Below are 16,468 nucleotides of genomic sequence, written 5' to 3'. Positions count from 1 at the left end.
TTTACGTTGATCGAGAACATTGCTGCCGCCTGTGCGGGGTCGCTGCCGTTTCGATACGGCTCCGCAGTGGAATGCACCGGTGTAGTGAGCCTTTTTCATCGTGGTTGGCGGCGGGTCTCGATGTGGTGCAGGACGAGGATGGCCGTGATGACCGCGGTGGCTCGACGCGGACAGCGGCGCAGCTTCGCCAGGACTTTCCAACCCTTGAGCAGCGAGACGGCGCGTTCGCCGAGGGCGCGGATGCGGGCGTGGGCACGGTTGACCGCCTTCTGATCGCGTGACAGCCGCGGTCTGGCGGCGTGACGCTTGAACGGGGTGCGCACCGTGCCGCCCGCACCCTGGTAGGCCTTGTCGGCGAACGTGGTCACCTCATGATCGTCAGTACATCGATCAGGCCGTGGGTTCGGGCCGCGGTCAGGTCGTGCACGGCGCCGGGCGGGGCCGGCGAGGCCCGCACCAGTCGACCCGCCGGGTCGGCGAGAACCTGGACGTTGATGCCGTGGCGGTGGTGTTTGCCCGGGTGGTACGGCTTCTGGTCGGCGACGCGGTCGATCGGGACCAGGGTGCCGTCGAGGATCGCGTAGGCCAGGCGGGCGGCGCGTTCGCCGGCGGTGTGGAGGTCGTCGGCCAGGGCGGCGAGCAGGTCCACCGCTTCACGGACATAGCGCCAGGCGGTGGTGCAGGAGATGTCGAAACCGGCGGCGAGGTGGGTGTGGGTGTCACCGTTGCGCAGGTGCGCGGGCACCAGCAGCGCCTGACGACCGGGATCGAGTCGCCGCCACCGCGTTCGGAGCCGCGTCCGCTCGGCGCGGATGAGATCGGCCAAGCGGACGAGGGTGTGGTTGGACAGCGGGATCGCGGCAGGGTAAGACAGCACGGCGAGGCTCCCGGTCGGGGCATCGGATCTTGGTCGACTGCTGTCTTACCGGGAGCCTCGTCCACCTCGCTCCCAACACTCAGCCTGCGCTGTGACCTGCAACGTCACGATGAAAAAGGCTCACTGTGTCATGATCTTGGTTCGTGGTTGATCGGTTGTCGTTGCGGTTGGTGCCCGATGAGTTGTGGGCGTTGGCGGAGCCGTTGATCCCGAGGTTCAGGCAGCGTCCGCAGGGCGGTGGTACGGCGCCGGTGGACGACCGGGCCGTGTTCACCGCGATCGTCTACGTCTTGACCAGCGGGTGCGGGTGGCCGGAGTTGCTTACCGTGCCGACCGCGCACCGCCGGTTCACGCGGTGGACGAAGGCCGCGCTGTGGCGGCGGCTGCACCAGGCCGTGCTGGACGAGCTCGGTTCCCGAGGGGAGGTCGACTGGTCGCGGGCGATCCTGGACGCCGCGACGGTCCGGGCGAAAAAGGGGCGACCTGACCGGTCCGAACCCGGTCGACCGCGGCAAGCCCGGCTCGAAGATCCACATCGTGTCCGACAGGCGCGGACTTCCACTCGCGATCGGGGTGTCGGCCGCGAACCTGCACGACAGCCAGGCGCTCAAGCCCATGCTGATGGCCATCCCGCACATCCGCTCACGACGCTTCCGCCCCGCGAAGCTGCACGCCGACAGGGCCTACGACATCGACCACCTCCGCCGATGGTTACGCCACCGCGGCATCATCCCGCGCATCGCACGCAATGGCATTGATTCATCCGAACGCCTCGGCCGACACCGCTGGGTCGTGGAACGCACGATCTCGTGGCTGACCGGCTACCGGCGCCTGACCATCCGCTACGAACGCCACGCCGACAACTACTGCGGCCTCCTCACTCTCGCCGCAACGCTGACCTGCTTCAAACAGCTCACCAAATTAGCCACGTGAGACGTGGTCTATGTACGTGGACGATGACTGGACGGAGGACTGAAGGTGTTGCTGACGGAGCTTGAATCGCTCATGGAGAGGCTCGTTGCACTGGCTCGTCCGGTCGCCTCGTGGCTCGCGCCTGGAGTCGACGTTGGAGTGGTCGAGCGAGCGCTCGGTGAGGTGCCGCCTGGGGAAGTGATCACGTGGTTCGGTTGGTGCAACGGTGTCGAATTGCACCCAGGACAGCTTCAAGACGACATCAACATTATTCCCGGCTATGCTCCGCTGTCTTTGGAAGAGGCTGTCAAGTTCATTCAATTTCATTCTGGGGATCCCGTTTTAGGTGATCACTGGGTGCCTGTACTCGGTGGCGCGAGTGGAGACATTTACGCTGCGGTGTGGGAGCCGGGTAATAATGCTCGTGTGGCCGGAATACTTCTGGGTGAGCAGACGGAGATCGAGTTCAGCAGTCTTGAGCAAATGATCTCACTGTTCAATGAGTGTTATCGTCGCGGTGCCTACTTCGTCGACGGTCAAGGGCGCCTGGCGATGAACCCAGACCTGTACGACGAGGTGTACGGCGCGGCGGTCGATTAGGTATTTGGTCGCTTGCGTGGCGGCACAGCGGACGTGCAGGGCCCAGGCGTAGCTGCACGACGTTGTGCGGCCGGCGTTGGCAGCGGCGCAGTAATGGTCGGATCTCGAGCGCGAGGCGTGTGTTCGAGGTTGACGCGGCACCTATTGTCGCCGTTCACACTGCGGTGTGTGGAGCTAATCTGGGGTAGACGGAGGAGTCGAACGACGTGCGACGGCTTCGAACGGCGGTGAACGGAACCGGCTGACGTGCGGTTCTCTGTTTGCGCTGGTCAGATCTTCGGAAGGATCGCGCTGGCAGAGTGCGGTTCAAGTTCGTTGGCTGCACTTCGCCGCAGTTGGCATGCATTAGCGAGTGTTGGGCGCGGTTGTTGAGTTGGTGCGGTTCGCGCGGCTGTGGGCGCGCGAATTGCCTGGCTGGCGCTGATCTGGTGAATGGTTTGGACAAGTTCATCGCACGCGACAAGACCTGCACCGAAGCCCTTCGGCTCTTGAGGCGACGACTCTCCGATGATCAGGGACGGGCAACGAAACAACTGGTCTCGATCCGTGTGGTACCGGAGTGGGAGTGCTTCCCGTTCTGAGTCCGCACTGCGGAAGAGGCGATCGTCGACAAGTGCACTGCCGGCGGCTCGTGGTCGAGCTCGGTGCATCGTCCGACCTGGCGGCAGCGATCGATTCGTGGGACGAGGAGTTCCAGGCCATCTATGACCGGAGCGACTTGCCGAGTTCGAGCTTTCCCGGCGAGGCGACGACGGCGGCGTGGCGCGAGCGGGGCGAGCGATCGACCGGCAGGTTGGCGTCGACACTGCGGGTGCGGACCGAGTTCCGCACCCGCCCGTGGGGAACGCGTGTCGACGGTTGAACTCGGCCTCTGACGCCATTCACGCTGCGGTGTGTGGAGCAGATCTGGAGCAGGCGGCGGAGTCGAACGACGTGCGACGGCGGCGAACGGCACCGGCCGACGTGCTGATTCGCTGTTTGCGCTGGTCAGAGCAGTTGTGGAACAGCACTGGCAGAGTGAGGCTCAGGTCGGTTGGCTGCGCTTCGCCGTAGTTGACACGCATTGACGGTCGTTGGGCGTGGTTCGTTGATGCGGTGCGACCAGTGTGTCTCAAGTGTCACTGTGGTGTGCAGATCGTCTGGCAGGAGCAGGTTGACGACTTTCTGCAGGCGAGCGCTGATCGCGAGGTGGTGGTCAGGTAGTGGCTTCGGATTTGGGTGGTTCCGTGGAGCTGGTGTCGGCGCTTTCGCCCGCTTCGACGGCGATGTAGTGGCGGCGTCGAAGGTCGTCGCGTTCGGCGTCCGGGATGGTCATCGACTCGGCGAGCACGGCGGCGAGGGCGTTTACCCGGGTGTTGTCGACGTCGGGGTGGAAGAGCCACCGGATGTTCTCGTCGCGCGTGATGAGGTCGATCGCCGAGCGTGAGTCCTGGTCCTGGGTGGTGAGCACTCGGACGTAGCGCACCTGGTCGATCGGGATGTTCTGGCGGACCTCGGCTTGCTCGAGGAACGCGGTCGTCTTGGCTGTGACGATGCGGCGATCCGTGACGGCGACCAGTGTCGTGGCCCTGTCCCTCGTTGCCGTCAACATGTCCATCGCTCCGCCGACGATCGCGGAGAGGGGACCGGAGGTTTCGGGTTGGTCGGGGAAGCCGAGGACGCGGAGTTCCTCGCCGTCCTCGAAGTGCCACCGCAGGATGCGGAGGTACGGCTCCAGGTCCAGTGATTCGGGGGCACAGACGACGGCCGGAGCTTGGAGCGGCGGGATCGGCGGGTGGAGGGCGTCGGCAAGGGGTCCGATCGCCTCCAGGAGCCGGGCGGAGACTTCGCGGGCCGCCTTCACGTCCTTCCGCTTCCCCGGCAGGGGCCACGAGTCAGGGCTGCGGAGTTCGATGGTGATCCGCAGTTCCCGCGTCAGCGCGTCGATGAGGCTCGTCGCCTCGGCGAGGGTGGAGTCGAACTCCGCTTGGGTGTCGCGTGCGATGACTTCGGCGTAGTGCGCCTCGGCGGCGTCTTCGCGGCTGGCGGCCCTGGCCCTCGCGGCGCGAAGCGCGTGGTACCCGGTCCACGCCTTGAGGGAGGACAGGAGGGCGTGGACGTCGAAGGCGATGACCTCGGCGTTCGCCTGCAGGTACCCGCGGTGGCCGCGGGCGTCGGTCTGGCTGATCTGCCTGACGTGTTCGCCGACGTTCCCCTGGTAGAGCTCGAGCTGCTTCCGCAGCAGCGCTCCGCTGCCCGCGACGTCCTCCCACAGGGACGTCGGGACCGACTCGATCTCCTGCGCCTGGCCGACCGCGCGATCGATGGCGGTGACGAGCCCCGTCAGTTCGGCCCACTGGTCCTTGCGGAGGGTGGTGAGGACCTGGTTCGTCACGGCGAGGTTCTTCTTGACGAGGCCGGAGAGCTCGCTCAGCATCATCTGGAGGCCGACCATGGCCAGCGCCGGTCCGATCGAGGCCGCCATTCGTGCCACGCTCGGCGCGTGCACGGGGTAGAAGCGGGCCTGGTGGACGACGCGGCCGGATTTCATCACCGCGCCGAGGTTCCCGCCGTCTTTGACGGCGAGCGTCGCGCCGCTGTTCAGCAGGGCCCGTGTCGTGGCATCGACCCGGTAGAGGCCTTGCACGCCGGCGAACGCGTTCCCGAGGTTGTCGACCGCGGTGGCCGCGTTCCCGATCGAGGCGAGGATCGCCGAGATCTGCTTGCGGTCGGCGGCGGGCACGATCCCGAAGTCGATCAGGCGGGGCTTCAACTCCGGCGGGACCTCACCGGCGACGACGGCCACCCCCGGGAGCACCTCCACCAGGACCGTCGACGTCGCCGGATCGAGGCTCGAGTCGGACGTCGGACTGTCGACGACGGGTAACCCGGTGGTGTCGCTCCGGCCGTCCTGCTCAGGCTCGGTGATCTCCACCGAGTCCGAAGGGTCCTGCATGCGATCTCCTCCCGCAGGCGCGCAACGGCCGGGCCGCGTCGGCGTTGAGCGCCGAAGTCTACGGCCCAGTGCGTTGCGGGTGGAGTGATAGCGGAATGGGTCGACTGGTGTGTTTGGTCCATCCAGGTGAAGTGTTGGGTTGGCGGGCGGCTTTGGCACGGTCGGTGACTGGGCTTTCACTCTTTTGGCCTCAAAATCCGGCATTCGAGGATTGCTCTCATTACGTTCTGCTGCAACGTTCCCGATGTGCCCGGCGATGTGAGACCCGAGTGGCGGTCACCGCCGGGGTGATCACGTCGTGGAGGCGCTGATGGGGCAGGTCCTGGGGTCCGATCTCGATCAGCTCGACGGCTTGGGGCGAGCGTTCGCGGACGCGGCGGAGCGGCTTGAAGCGCTGCGCGCGGAGGTCGGGTGTGCCGTGGCGTTCGGGCCGTGGCAGGGCGTCGACGCGGACGACTCCCGGTCGCGGTGGGACGGTCACCTGGCGTCGGCGGCCTCGGCGTTGCGGGAGCGGGGCGGTTGGTTGCTCGTGCGGGCGCAGCAGCAGCGGACTGCCGGTGGGGCGGCGGCCTTCGACGTTCGCCCGTGGTCCGGCGGTGAGTGGCTCGCCGGTGGCGGCAGGGCGTTGTTGGGCCTGGTGGCGGCGGGCGAGTACCCGTTCGACGTCTTCGACGCCGTGCGGAGCGGCCACCTGGGCGACCGGTTGCACGACACCGCCAAGGCGGTCACCCGGTTCGCCGAAGAGGTGGTGACCACTGCGGTCGGGACCGGGGACTTCCCGCACGGCTTGGTGACCGACCCGGCCTCCCTCGAGACGTTCGACGACGGTGTGGGCGCGGCCCCCGCCATCGCGGGCACGACGCTCGGGGTGACCGGGCTCGTCGTGGCCGGGACGGCGGGGGCGCCGGTCGTCGTCGGTGCCGGGCTCGTGGTCGGTGGGGTCTGCCTGGTGTGGGAGCACCCCATCCCCCGGGAGTGGGAGCAGGACTCGCACGACGACCTCACGGCGGCGGTGGGCGGTCGCGTCACCCGGATGCTCGAGTGGGACGGTGGACGTCCGGTGCACGTCGTGACCGGTCTAACGCTCCACATAGGACTGTTGCCGGTCGGGTCGGGCCGGTTCCCGGTGAGCCCGTCGGACCGCGGCACGCCGCTCGGGGACCAGGCGGCGAGGTTCCTCGACCGGCACCTCGTGCGGGGGTTGGCCGTGCAGGTGCGCACGGCGACCGCGGACCGGACGGCCTCGCTCGCGGTGGCGGTGGACGGGGACGGCGCGTGGTTCCTGTCGGACTCGGTCACCGGGGAAGCCCGGGGCGAACCGTCGTCGCGGGACCTCGCGGTCGCGCGGCTCGTGGAACCGGTCGGCCGGTGACCGGGGTGCTCGACGCCGGGTGGGCCACGTCCACGGGCCTGGTGCGCGCCTCCAACGAGGACAGCGCCCTGGTCGGCACGCGGCTGTTCGCCGTCGCCGACGGCATGGGGGGCACGCGGCCGGTGAGGTCGCCAGCGCCATGGCGGTGGCGCACCTGCGCGAGCTCGACGGGCACGCGGACCTGGGGCCGGACGGCATCCGCCGCGCGCTGGCCGCCGCGAGCGCCGCCATCCGGACCACCGCCGCCGAACACCCCGAGCAGGAGGGCATGGGCACCACGGTCACGGGCCTGGCGCTGGTCGCGCTGGCCGGTTCGCCGCACTGGGTGGTGTTCAACATCGGCGACTCGCGCGTCTACCGGTTCGCGGCGGGCGCGTTGACCCTCCTGACCGAGGACCACTCCGAGACCGCCGAGCTGGTCGCGTCCGGGGTGCTCACGCCGGAGGAGGCGCGCACCTCGCCGCTGCGCCACGTGATCACGCGCACGCTGGGCTCGGCGTGGCCGCCGGAACCGGACCAGTGGGTGTTCCCGGCGGTCGGCGGCACGCGGTTCCTGCTGTGCTCCGACGGGCTCACCGGGGAGCTGGAGGACGGCGAGATCGCCGAGGTGCTGCGCGACGCGCCCGACGCGCAGCGGGCGGCCGACGAACTGGTGCGCACCGCGGTCGCGGCCGGTGGTCGGGACAACGTGACCGCGGTCGTCGTGGACCACCGCACCGACCCGGCCGCGTCCGAGGACACCGCGCCGCGGGGTGCCCGGTGATCACGTACCGGCCGGGCGGGGTGGTGGCGGTGGTCGGCGGGGGCACGTGGCTGCTGCTCGACGCGGACCCCGCCGCGGAGCTGGTCGGGCGGTGCTGGGAGCTGGTGTCGGCCGGCGCGGGGTTGGACGAGGTGCTGAGCGCGATCGTGCACGAGGGCTTCCGGGCGGTGGGGAACTTCGCGCTCGCGCGGTGGGCCGGGCAGGAGCGGCGGGTGGTCCTGCGCGGCGCCGCCCGGGTGGAGGTCGGTGGGCCGGACGGCGCGGTGCGCGAGCTGGTGGCCGAGGGCGTGGCGACCTGGCTGGACCGCGGTCTGGAGGCCGACCGCACGTGGCTGAGGCTGGCCTCCGGTGGTGGCGCGGGCCGGCCGGAGCTGCCCGTGGAACGCGGTGTCGTGCTGGCGGAGGAGGTGGTGGTGCGGCTGGCGGCGGATGCGACCGCGAGCACCACGACCGCCGACGCCCCGGTGGTCCCGGACCGGGAGGCCGCCCTGGGCGAACCCGCGCCGCAACCGGTTGCCCCGCGGTCGTCCGCCGAGCCGGTCGACCTCGCGGACTTCAAGCACGACCACGTCTTCAGCCCGTCCGGCGGCCAGCGGCCCGTCCAACCGCCGGAGGCCGCGCGCGTCGAACCCGAACCGGAACCCGAGCCCCGGCCGGAGGCCGAGCCGCCACCCGCGCCCGTCCCGGTGCGGCTCGACTCGGACGGCGTGATCGAGTCCTTCGGCTGGGTGCGTCCCCCGGTCGAGGAGACGATGCTCCGCCACCGCGGCACCCCGGACCAGACCCACCACGTCAGCACGCTCGGCGCGCCCAGGGTCCGCGCGGTCGCCTGCCCGAACCAGCACCTGAACTCCGAGTACGCCGTGTCGTGCCGGGTCTGCGCGCACGACATCGCACCGCAGGAGGCGTTCGTGGTGCCGCGCCCGCCGCTGGGCGTGCTGCGCCTGTCCACCGGCGGCCTGGTCACGCTCGACCGGGGCGTCGTGCTCGGTCGCGACCCGCAGGCCGGCCCGCGCGGGTCGCACGCGATCCGGTTGGCCGTGCGCGGCAACGACATCTCCCGCAACCACGTCGAGGTCCGCCTCGACGGCTGGGACGTGCACGTGGTCGACCTCGGCTCCAAGAACGGCACGTCGGTCATCACCCCCGGGTGGCCCGCGCAGGAGCTGGCCGCGCTCATCCCGCACCCCCTGCCGCCCGGCTCGCGGGTGGTGCTGGGGGAGAACACCTTCTTCACCTACGAGGTGACCGCATGACGCCCCCCGACATCCCCGGCTTCTCCCACCGCCGCGAGCTGGGCCGCGGCGGCTTCGCCACCGTGCACGCCTACTTCCAGCACAGCACCGAGCGCGAGGTCGCGGTCAAGGTGCTCAACGACGCCGGCCTGCCCGAGCAGGTCCGGGAGATGTTCATCGACGAGGCCAAGGCGATGGCCAAGGTCGGCAGCCACGACAACATCGTGACCGTCTACTTCGCCGGCCAGGCCGCGGACGGCCGGCTGTACCTCGTGATGGAGTACTACTCCGGCTCGGACCTCAAGGAGGCGTCGGCGCGGCAGCCGCTGACCGTGCCGCGCGTGCTGGACGTGGGCGTCAAGATCGCCGGCGCGGTGGAGACCGCGCACCGGGCGCGCATCCTGCACCGCGACATCAAGCCGGCCAACATCCTGGTCAACTCCTACCAGAAGCCCGCGCTGACGGACTTCGGCATCGCCGAGAAGCTGGTCGGACCGGTCAAGAGCGACCACGTGATGCTGTCGGTGCCGTGGTCGCCGCCGGAGGTGGTGCGGCCGACCGGGACGGAGCCGGGCGTGCCCGCCGAGGTGTACTCGCTCGGCGCGACGCTGTGGCACCTGCTGACCGGGCACGCGCCGTTCTCCGTCCCCGGCGGGGACGACTCGCTGGCGGCGGTGGAGGCCCGCATCCTGCGCGGCGGCCCGCCGCCGACCGGGAGGGCGCCGCGGTCGCTGGAGGCGCTGCTGCACCGGGCCATGTCGGTCGACCCCGCCGCCCGCCCCGGCAGCGCCGTCGAGCTGGCGCGGCAGCTCCAGGCCGTCCAGTCGGAACTCGGCCTGCCCGTCACGGAGCTGGCGTTGGAGTCCGAACCGGTGCGCCTGCTGGAGACGCCGCGCGAGGCACCGCCCGAGTCGCCCGTCGACCTCACCGCGACCCGGCACCGGGGCGTGCGCCACGACGGTGCCCCCCGCCGTGCCGGACCGATCTTCGAGGTGGTGCCGTACCGGCCGGTCGTCCACACCGGACCGGCCGTGCCCCGGCCCGCGCCACCGCCGGTCACCGTCCTCAGGGCGGGTCCTCCCGCACCGCCGCCCGCGCCGCGCGCCGCCAAGTGGCCCGTCGTCGCGGTGCTCGGCGGGGTGGTGGTGCTCGCGGTGGCCGGCGGGCTGGTGCTGACGACCTACGGCGACCGGGGCGCGGCGCCGACCCCCACCCGGGTCACCGACGTCGGAGGGGACGTCGACGCGGCCGGCGACAACACCCCGCCCGGCAAGCCGACCGTCACCGCGACCCGGGTCGACCCCGCGACGCTGAGGTTCGCCTGGACGTACTCGGCGGCGCAGGACAGCGACACCTACGCCTGGCGCACGCCCGACGGGGCGCTGTCGGGCACCGCCCGGGAACCGACCGCGGACGTGCCCTCGACCGGTCCGCTGTGCCTCCAGGTCAAGGTCGTGCGCGCGGACGGGAGCAATGCCGCGGTCGACTGGTCGCCACCCGGGTGCGGGCCCTGAGGAATATCGACGACAAATACACGGCAAAACCGTGCAACGAATTCCGGCGCACCTCCGATAGTTCGAATCGATAGCCGATCCCGCTCCCGAACCGGGGGATTCTCTTGGTATTCCTGCGTCGCCACCGCCTGGCCGTCGCATCCGGCGCCGTGCTTTCCCTGGCCGCCGGTCTGCTGGTCGCGTACGCGGTCACCTCGCCGGGCGCCCCGATCCGCCAGGTCGACCTGAACGACGGCGGTGTCTGGGTCACCAGCGACCGGGACGGCCTTTTCGGCAGGCTGAACAAACCGGTCGGCTCGCTCGACGCCGCCTTCGGCCCGCCCGGCGGCGCGCGGGACTCCTACCAGCTCGACATCGCCCAAGACGCCGGTGCGGTGGTCGCGTGGGACCGGGCGAACAGCGTGCTGCACCCGGTCGACACCGCCCGTGCGGTCACGCTCGGTGACCAGGGCGTGGCCGTCCCCGGCACGGCGCAGGTGCGGCTGGCGGGCGGCACGCTGGCCGTCCTCGACCCGGCCGCGGGCAAGGCGTGGGCGATCCGGGTCGACACCCGCGCCGGCGTCACGGCGCTCAACGGCCTGGACCCCTCGGCGCCGCCGGTGGCGGAGGTCGGTGGAGGGGCGGCCATGGCCGTCGGCGTCGACGGCGCGCTGCACGTGGTGGGCGCGGACGGGAAGACGGCCCTCGCGCGCCCGGACGGCCCGGGGTTCGCCCCGACCGAGTACGGGGACCTCCGGCGGCCCGTCCGCGCCCCGAAGGCCACCGCGGTCGGCGACCGGCTGGTGGTGCTGGACCCCGGGACCGGGACGCTGCTGCTGCCCGACGGCGCGACGGCCCAGGTCGGCCGGGACGCGGTGCCGCAGCAGGCCGGTCCCGAGGCCGGGACGGTCGTCGTCGCCACCGGCACCGCCCTCAAGGCCGTCGCCCTGGACGGCGGCGCGGTCACCGACCTGTACGAGACCGCGGGCGCGCCCGCCGAGCCCGTCCGGTCCGGGGACTGCGTCCACGCGGCCTGGTCCGGGGCCCGGGGCGGCTACGCCCGCTCGTGCGGCGGCGCGCCCGCGGCACCCGGCAACCTCAAGGACGCCAAGGCCCTGGTCGAGCCGGTGTTCCGGGTGAACCGGTCGGCGGTCGTGCTCAACGACCTGGCCACCGGCGCCCTGTGGGACCTCGGCACGCAGCGCAAGGTCGACGACTGGTCCTCGGTCAAGCCGCCACCCGAGCAGCGGCAGAGCGACAAGGACAAGAACGACAAGACCACCGACGCGGCCCGCGACAAGCCGCCCAAGGCCGTGGACGACACGCTGGGCGCGCGACCCGGCCGCACGACGGTGCTGCACGTGCTCGACAACGACTCGGACCCGGCGGGCAACGTCCTGTCGATCTCCGGGATCACCGCGCCCGACGTCGCCGGCGCCGCCCTCGCCATCGCGCCCGACGGCCAGACCGTCGAGGCCACCCTGCCCGAGCAGGGCGGGGACGTGCACTTCAGGTACACCGTGGACGACGGCAAGGGGCTCAACGCCACGGCCGCGGTCACCGTCGAGGCGCGTGCCGCCACCGAGAACCGGCCCCCCGCCGTGCGCGAGGGCGCCGAGCCGCGCGAGTGGACCGTCGCCTCCGGCGGCCGGATCTCGCTGCCGGTGCTGGCCGACTGGCGCGACTACGACGGCGACCCGACCGTGCTGGTGGCCGCGACCGCGCCGGCCGGCGCGGCGACGGCCGCGTCCACCGGGTTCGTCGAGTACGCCGCGCCCGTGGCGGGCGGCCCGGTGCAGGTCGACTACCGGGTCACCGACGGCGTCGGCGACCCGGTCGGGCGCTCGGAGCGGGTGGTGGTGCAGGACGCGGCGGAGGCCACCCCGGTCGCGCCGGTCGCCCAGCCGGACGTCGCCCGGGGCCAGGTCGGCAGCCCGGTGAGCATCCGCCCGCTCGACAACGACCTGCCCGGCTCGGACCCCACCGACCCCACCGCCGCGCTTCGGCTCGCCGCCGAACCGGCCGTCCCCGCGGGCACGACGGTCACGACCGACCTCAAGACCGGCACGGTCGTGCTCACCGGCACCAAGCCGGACACGCTCGTGCTGGAGTACACCGCCGCGTTCGGCAACGCGCCGTTCGCCAAGGCCGTCGTGCGGGTCGACCTGGTGGCCGCGCCGGGTTCCCCCGCGCCGCCGGTCGCCATGCCGGACACCGCCGTGCTGCACGGCCAGCAGCCGGTGCTGGTCGACGTGCTGGCCAACGACTTCAGCCCGGCCGGTGGCCTGCTCGCCGTGCAGCAGGCCACCGCGCCCGGCGACCAGCCGCAGGTCGAGGTGGCCGTGGTGAAGGGCCGCTGGCTCCGGCTCAACGCGCTGGACCCGCAGCTGCGACCCAACCCGCAGCTCGTCCGCTACACGGTGACCGACGGCGTGACCGGGCCGGTCACCGGCGAGGTGGCCGTCACCCAGCTGCCGCCGCCCGCCGACGACGCGCCGGTGCCGAAGGACGACCACGCCACCGTGCGCGCGGGCGACTCCGTCGCGATCCCCGTCCTGGACAACGACACCTCACCGGGCGGCGACGTGCTCACCCTCCAGGCCAACGTCCCGGGCGCGCCGGAGCGCGGCCGGCTCGCCGCGGTCACCCGTGACGGCCGCACCGACGTGGGCGCCGCGTACGTCGCCGGCGCGGTCGTGCGGTTCGTCGCGCCCCCGGCGGTGGAGACGCCGACGACGGTGACCGTGGACTACGTCGCGCAGAACCCGGCGGGTGACCAGGCCGTCGGCCGCGCGCACGTCACCGTCACCTCCGCGCCCACGCCGACCACCCCCGACCAGCCACCGGCGCCCCGCCCGGTGGAGGTGCGCGTCGTCGCGGGCGACACGGTCACCATCCCGGTGCCCACCAGCGGCGTCGACCCCGACGGCGACACCGTGGCGGTGACCGGCATCGGTTCGGCCACGTCCCTGGGCCGCGTGCTCGAACTGGGCGCGACCTCCCTGACCTACCAGGCGTTCCCGACCGCCGGCGGCACCGAGCGGTTCGACTACCTCGTCACCGACCCGTTCGGCAAGAGCGGCTCCTCGACCGTCCGGGTCGCGGTGGTGCCGCCGGGCGACCCCCAGCCCCCGGTCGCGGTGCCCGACGTGGTCACCGCGGCGCCCGGCGCGCGGCTGGTGGTCGACGTGCTGGCCAACGACGTGCACGACGACACCACCGAGGTCGAGCCCCTCGCCGACCGCAACCCCGGCGCCCGGCTCGCCGGCGAGGACGGGTTCGTCGAGCTGACCGCCCCCGCGGCCGACGGCAGGCCGACCGTGGTCGCCTACGGCATCACCAACGGCATCGGCCGCGCGTCCGTGGCGACGCTGACCGTGCGCGGGCAGGAGGACTACAACGCCCCGCCCAGCGCCGGGGACCTGTTCCCACGCCCCGAGCGCGACGCGAAGACCGTCGAGGTGGCGCCGCTGGAGGTCGCCGGCGACCAGGACGGCTCCGAGCTGAGGGTGACCAGGGTGTTCGGCGACGGGGCGTCGGTCTCCGGCGACCGGGTCACCGTGCCGGTGGGCGAGCACCCGCGGGCCTTCGCCTACGAGATCGCCGACGGCGGCGGCGCGACGGCGGTCGGGGTCGTGCACGTGCCCGCCCCGGGCTCCGGCGCCCCGTACGCCCAACCGGGCCGCACCGTCGACGTGCCCGTCGACGGGACCACAGCGGTGCGCATCGCGGACTACCTCGTCGTGCCGTCGGGCCGCCGCCCCCGGCTGACGCTCACCGACCGGGTGTGGGCCGCGCCCGCGGGTCTCCGGGTCGCCAACCGGGGTGATGAGGAGCTGGTGCTCACCGCCCGCGACGGCTACGCGGGACCGGCGGCCGTGACGTTCGAGGTCACCGACGGCGAGGGCCTCACCGACGGCCTGACCGCCGTGGTCACCGTGCCCGTGCAGGTCGGCCCGGACACGCCCGTGCTGCGCTGCCCGGACGGCGCGCTGCCGGTGGTCGAGGGCGGGCCGCCGGTCCGGGTGGACGTCACCTCGGTCTGCCACGTGTGGGTCGCCGACCGGGCCGCGGCGGGCGGGCTGGGGTACACCGCCTCCTGGCGCGAGCAACCCGCGAACGTCTCCGTGGACGGCTCGGGCGGGCGCACCCTGTCCATCACCGCGGCCGGCGGGGCCGCCCCGGGCTCGACCGGGTCGCTCGCCATCGGCGTGGCCGGCTTCGACGCGATCGAGGCGGTGCTCGCGGTCCGGGTGACCGCCGCGCCGCCGCCCGCCGTGGCACCGGTGGTGGTGGACGGCGTGAAGGCGGGCGACACCGCGACCGTCGACCTGCGGCCGCACGTGCGCTCGGCGCTGCGCGACCCCGAGGTCTCCGTGGTCGAGGTCCGGCAGGTCTCCGGCGGCCCGGCCGCGGTGGCGCCCGACGGCTCGTCGGTGCGGATCTCGCCCGACGCGGGCACCAACGGCGTGCTCGCCTTCGACGTGGTGGTCACCGACGTGGCCGACACCGGGCGAACCGACCGCCGGGCCACCGGGCGGATCACGCTGAACGTGCTGGGCGTGCCGGACGCGCCCGGCGTGCCGGCGCCCGGCCGCGCGGTGCTCAGCAAGGTCGTCGAGCTGTCGTGGAGCACCCCGGCCAACAACGGCGCGCCGGTGGACTCCTACGAGGTCGACTACGGCAGCGGCAAGCAGACGTGCGCCGCGTCCCCGTGCTCGATCACCGGGCTGACCAACGGCGAGCGGTACTCCTTCACCGTCCGCGCCCACAACCTCGTGGGCTGGGGCAAGCCGAGTGGCCGGTCCGAGTCCGCGCAGCCCAACACCGTGCCCGGCGCGGTGACCGGCCTGGCGACCTCCGACCCGCAGGACGGCACCCTGCGGCTGAGCTGGACGGCCGCGCAGAACGACGGGACGCCCGTGCTGCGGCACGAGATCTCCTGGGCGGGCGGCGGGCGGATGACCGCCACCGGCACCGGCGCCACGGTCTCCGGCCTGGACAACGACGCCAAGTACGCCTTCACCGTCATCGCGGTGAACTCCCAGGGCCCCGGCCCGGCGGCCACGGTGGAGGGCCAGTCGGCGGGCGCTCCCGCCGCACCGGCCGCGCCGACGTTCACCGCCGCGACCTCGGCCGACTCGTCCTCGCGCGCGGTGACCGTGTCGTGGGCGCCGGTGGGGGCCAACGGCCCGGCGCCGACGACCTACACGCTGACCCGCAGCGGGTCCGGCGACAAGGTGGTGTGCGCCGACGTGCAGGCCACCACGTGCGCCGACGACGGCCTGGCCAACGACGGCACGGTCTACAGCTACACCGTGACCGCCGCCAACGGCGCCGCCGCCGCGCAACCGGCCGGCCACACCTCGCCGCCGTCGGCGCCGGCGCGGATGGAGGCGACCGCGACCCCGGACCCGATCACCGGGTTCACCGCCACCCCGACCGGTGTCGACGGCCAGGTCGCCCTGTCGTTCGACGCGCCCGCCTCGCACGGCCGGAGCAACACCGTGACCTGCACGTGGAGCGGCGGGTCGTGCGGCACCTGGACCTACCCCACCGGTGGGCAGGCGGGCGCGACGCAGACGGTCAACGGCCTGCCCAACGGGCAGGACGTGGCGCTGACGCTCCAGGCGTGCAACGGCAGCGGGGGCGGCGCGTACGCGGGCAACCCGTGCGACAGCCCGGTGTCCGCCTCCGCGACCCCCTACGGGCCGATCCGGGGCCTGGACATCGCCACCTCGGCCAGCGGCGAGGTCGTGAACTTCACCGTGTCCGTGAACCCCAACGGCAAGCCCGCCACCGTGCAGGTGCGGACGAGCCGGCAGAGCCAGACGTTCACCACCGGCGTCGGCGCGTGGAGCTGGAGCGGCAGCGACCAGGTCGGCTACAACGCCTCGGACACCATCACCGTGACGGTCTCGGACGGCGTGCGCTCCCCGCTGAGCCAGTCCAAGACCCAGAACACCCCACCACCACCTCCGCCGCCACCCAGCGTGACGGTGTCCAAGGGCGCGCCCTGCCCGGCCGGCGGGTGCAACGGCACCGGGGTGTGCACGAGCAGCGCGTGCGCGTACATCGTCGTGCGGACGGCCAATTTCGGCGGGCCGGTCACGTGCACCTTCACCAGCGACCACGGTCCGGTCGGATTCGTCAACGAGAACTTCGGGCCGAACGAGCAGCGCCAGACCCGCAATTACTACGGATATCCACGCGAACGCGTTTACGTGACCTGCGGTGGCGTCCAGGGCTCGATGGTCTGGTAATGAAGCACGAGAGAAGAG

The 16,468-nt window shown here is 72.4% G+C and carries 9 protein-coding genes and 1 pseudogene; 8 read left to right on the top strand and 2 right to left on the bottom strand.

The window, feature by feature from the left end; translation table 11 throughout:
• Nucleotides 1-95 precede the first annotated feature (95 nt).
• A pseudogene (locus tag ACIGNX_RS06170) lies at nucleotides 96-877 on the bottom strand (transposase family protein).
• A gap of 155 nt (nucleotides 878-1,032) precedes the next feature.
• Between ACIGNX_RS06170 and ACIGNX_RS06165 the strand changes: the two are divergent.
• From ACIGNX_RS06165 to ACIGNX_RS06155, 3 genes are all read left to right on the top strand, one after another.
• Nucleotides 1,033-1,810 (top strand): IS5 family transposase gene (locus ACIGNX_RS06165; RefSeq protein WP_396537004.1). Its coding sequence is split into 2 segments (ribosomal slippage): nucleotides 1,033-1,364 and nucleotides 1,363-1,810, totalling 780 coding nucleotides; the frame shifts between segments, so codons are not numbered across the junction.
• A 45-nt stretch (nucleotides 1,811-1,855) separates the two neighbouring features.
• The gene (locus ACIGNX_RS06160) at nucleotides 1,856-2,389 is read left to right on the top strand and encodes a hypothetical protein (protein WP_396536849.1); all 534 of its coding nucleotides are present in this window, start codon (nucleotides 1,856-1,858) and stop codon (nucleotides 2,387-2,389) included.
• Between the two features lie 613 nt (nucleotides 2,390-3,002).
• Nucleotides 3,003-3,251 (top strand): hypothetical protein, encoded by a 249-nt coding sequence (locus tag ACIGNX_RS06155; RefSeq protein ID WP_396536847.1) that lies wholly within the window; start codon nucleotides 3,003-3,005, stop codon nucleotides 3,249-3,251.
• Nucleotides 3,252-3,584: 333 nt separating this feature from the next.
• Here the strand turns inward: ACIGNX_RS06155 and ACIGNX_RS06150 are convergent, their stop codons facing one another.
• Nucleotides 3,585-5,324 carry a hypothetical protein gene (locus tag ACIGNX_RS06150; RefSeq protein ID WP_396536845.1) on the bottom strand — a complete coding sequence of 580 codons (1,740 nt, stop codon included), beginning with the start codon at nucleotides 5,322-5,324 and terminating at the stop codon, nucleotides 3,585-3,587.
• Nucleotides 5,325-5,634: 310 nt separating this feature from the next.
• On the opposite strand from ACIGNX_RS06150, the gene ACIGNX_RS06145 reads away from it, so the two are divergent.
• The 5 genes from ACIGNX_RS06145 to ACIGNX_RS06125 all read left to right on the top strand — a co-directional run bounded on the left by ACIGNX_RS06145 (nucleotide 5,635) and on the right by ACIGNX_RS06125 (nucleotide 16,450).
• A complete protein-coding gene (locus tag ACIGNX_RS06145) occupies nucleotides 5,635-6,696 on the top strand; it encodes a hypothetical protein (protein ID WP_396536843.1) in 1,062 nt (353 codons plus the stop codon).
• Nucleotides 6,697-6,835: 139 nt separating this feature from the next.
• Complete coding sequence (locus ACIGNX_RS06140; protein ID WP_396536841.1) at nucleotides 6,836-7,459, top strand: PP2C family protein-serine/threonine phosphatase; 624 nt, start codon at nucleotides 6,836-6,838, stop codon at nucleotides 7,457-7,459.
• Nucleotides 7,456-8,715 (top strand): FHA domain-containing protein, encoded by a 1,260-nt coding sequence (locus tag ACIGNX_RS06135; RefSeq protein ID WP_396536839.1) that lies wholly within the window; start codon nucleotides 7,456-7,458, stop codon nucleotides 8,713-8,715. The genes ACIGNX_RS06140 and ACIGNX_RS06135 overlap by 4 nt, the downstream gene beginning before the upstream one ends.
• A complete protein-coding gene (locus ACIGNX_RS06130; protein ID WP_396536837.1) occupies nucleotides 8,712-10,208 on the top strand; it encodes a serine/threonine-protein kinase in 1,497 nt (498 codons plus the stop codon). The genes ACIGNX_RS06135 and ACIGNX_RS06130 overlap by 4 nt, the downstream gene beginning before the upstream one ends.
• A gap of 149 nt (nucleotides 10,209-10,357) precedes the next feature.
• Nucleotides 10,358-16,450: an Ig-like domain-containing protein gene (locus ACIGNX_RS06125; protein WP_396536835.1), complete on the top strand. Its 6,093-nt coding sequence runs from the start codon at nucleotides 10,358-10,360 to the stop codon at nucleotides 16,448-16,450.
• Nucleotides 16,451-16,468 lie beyond the last annotated feature (18 nt).

Source organism: Actinosynnema sp. NPDC053489 (assembly GCF_044544865.1).
In the GTDB taxonomy this organism is placed as follows: domain Bacteria; phylum Actinomycetota; class Actinomycetes; order Mycobacteriales; family Pseudonocardiaceae; genus Actinosynnema.
The sequence above is the reverse complement of the archived record's forward strand: the minus strand, read 5'-3'. Positions and strand labels throughout refer to the sequence as shown.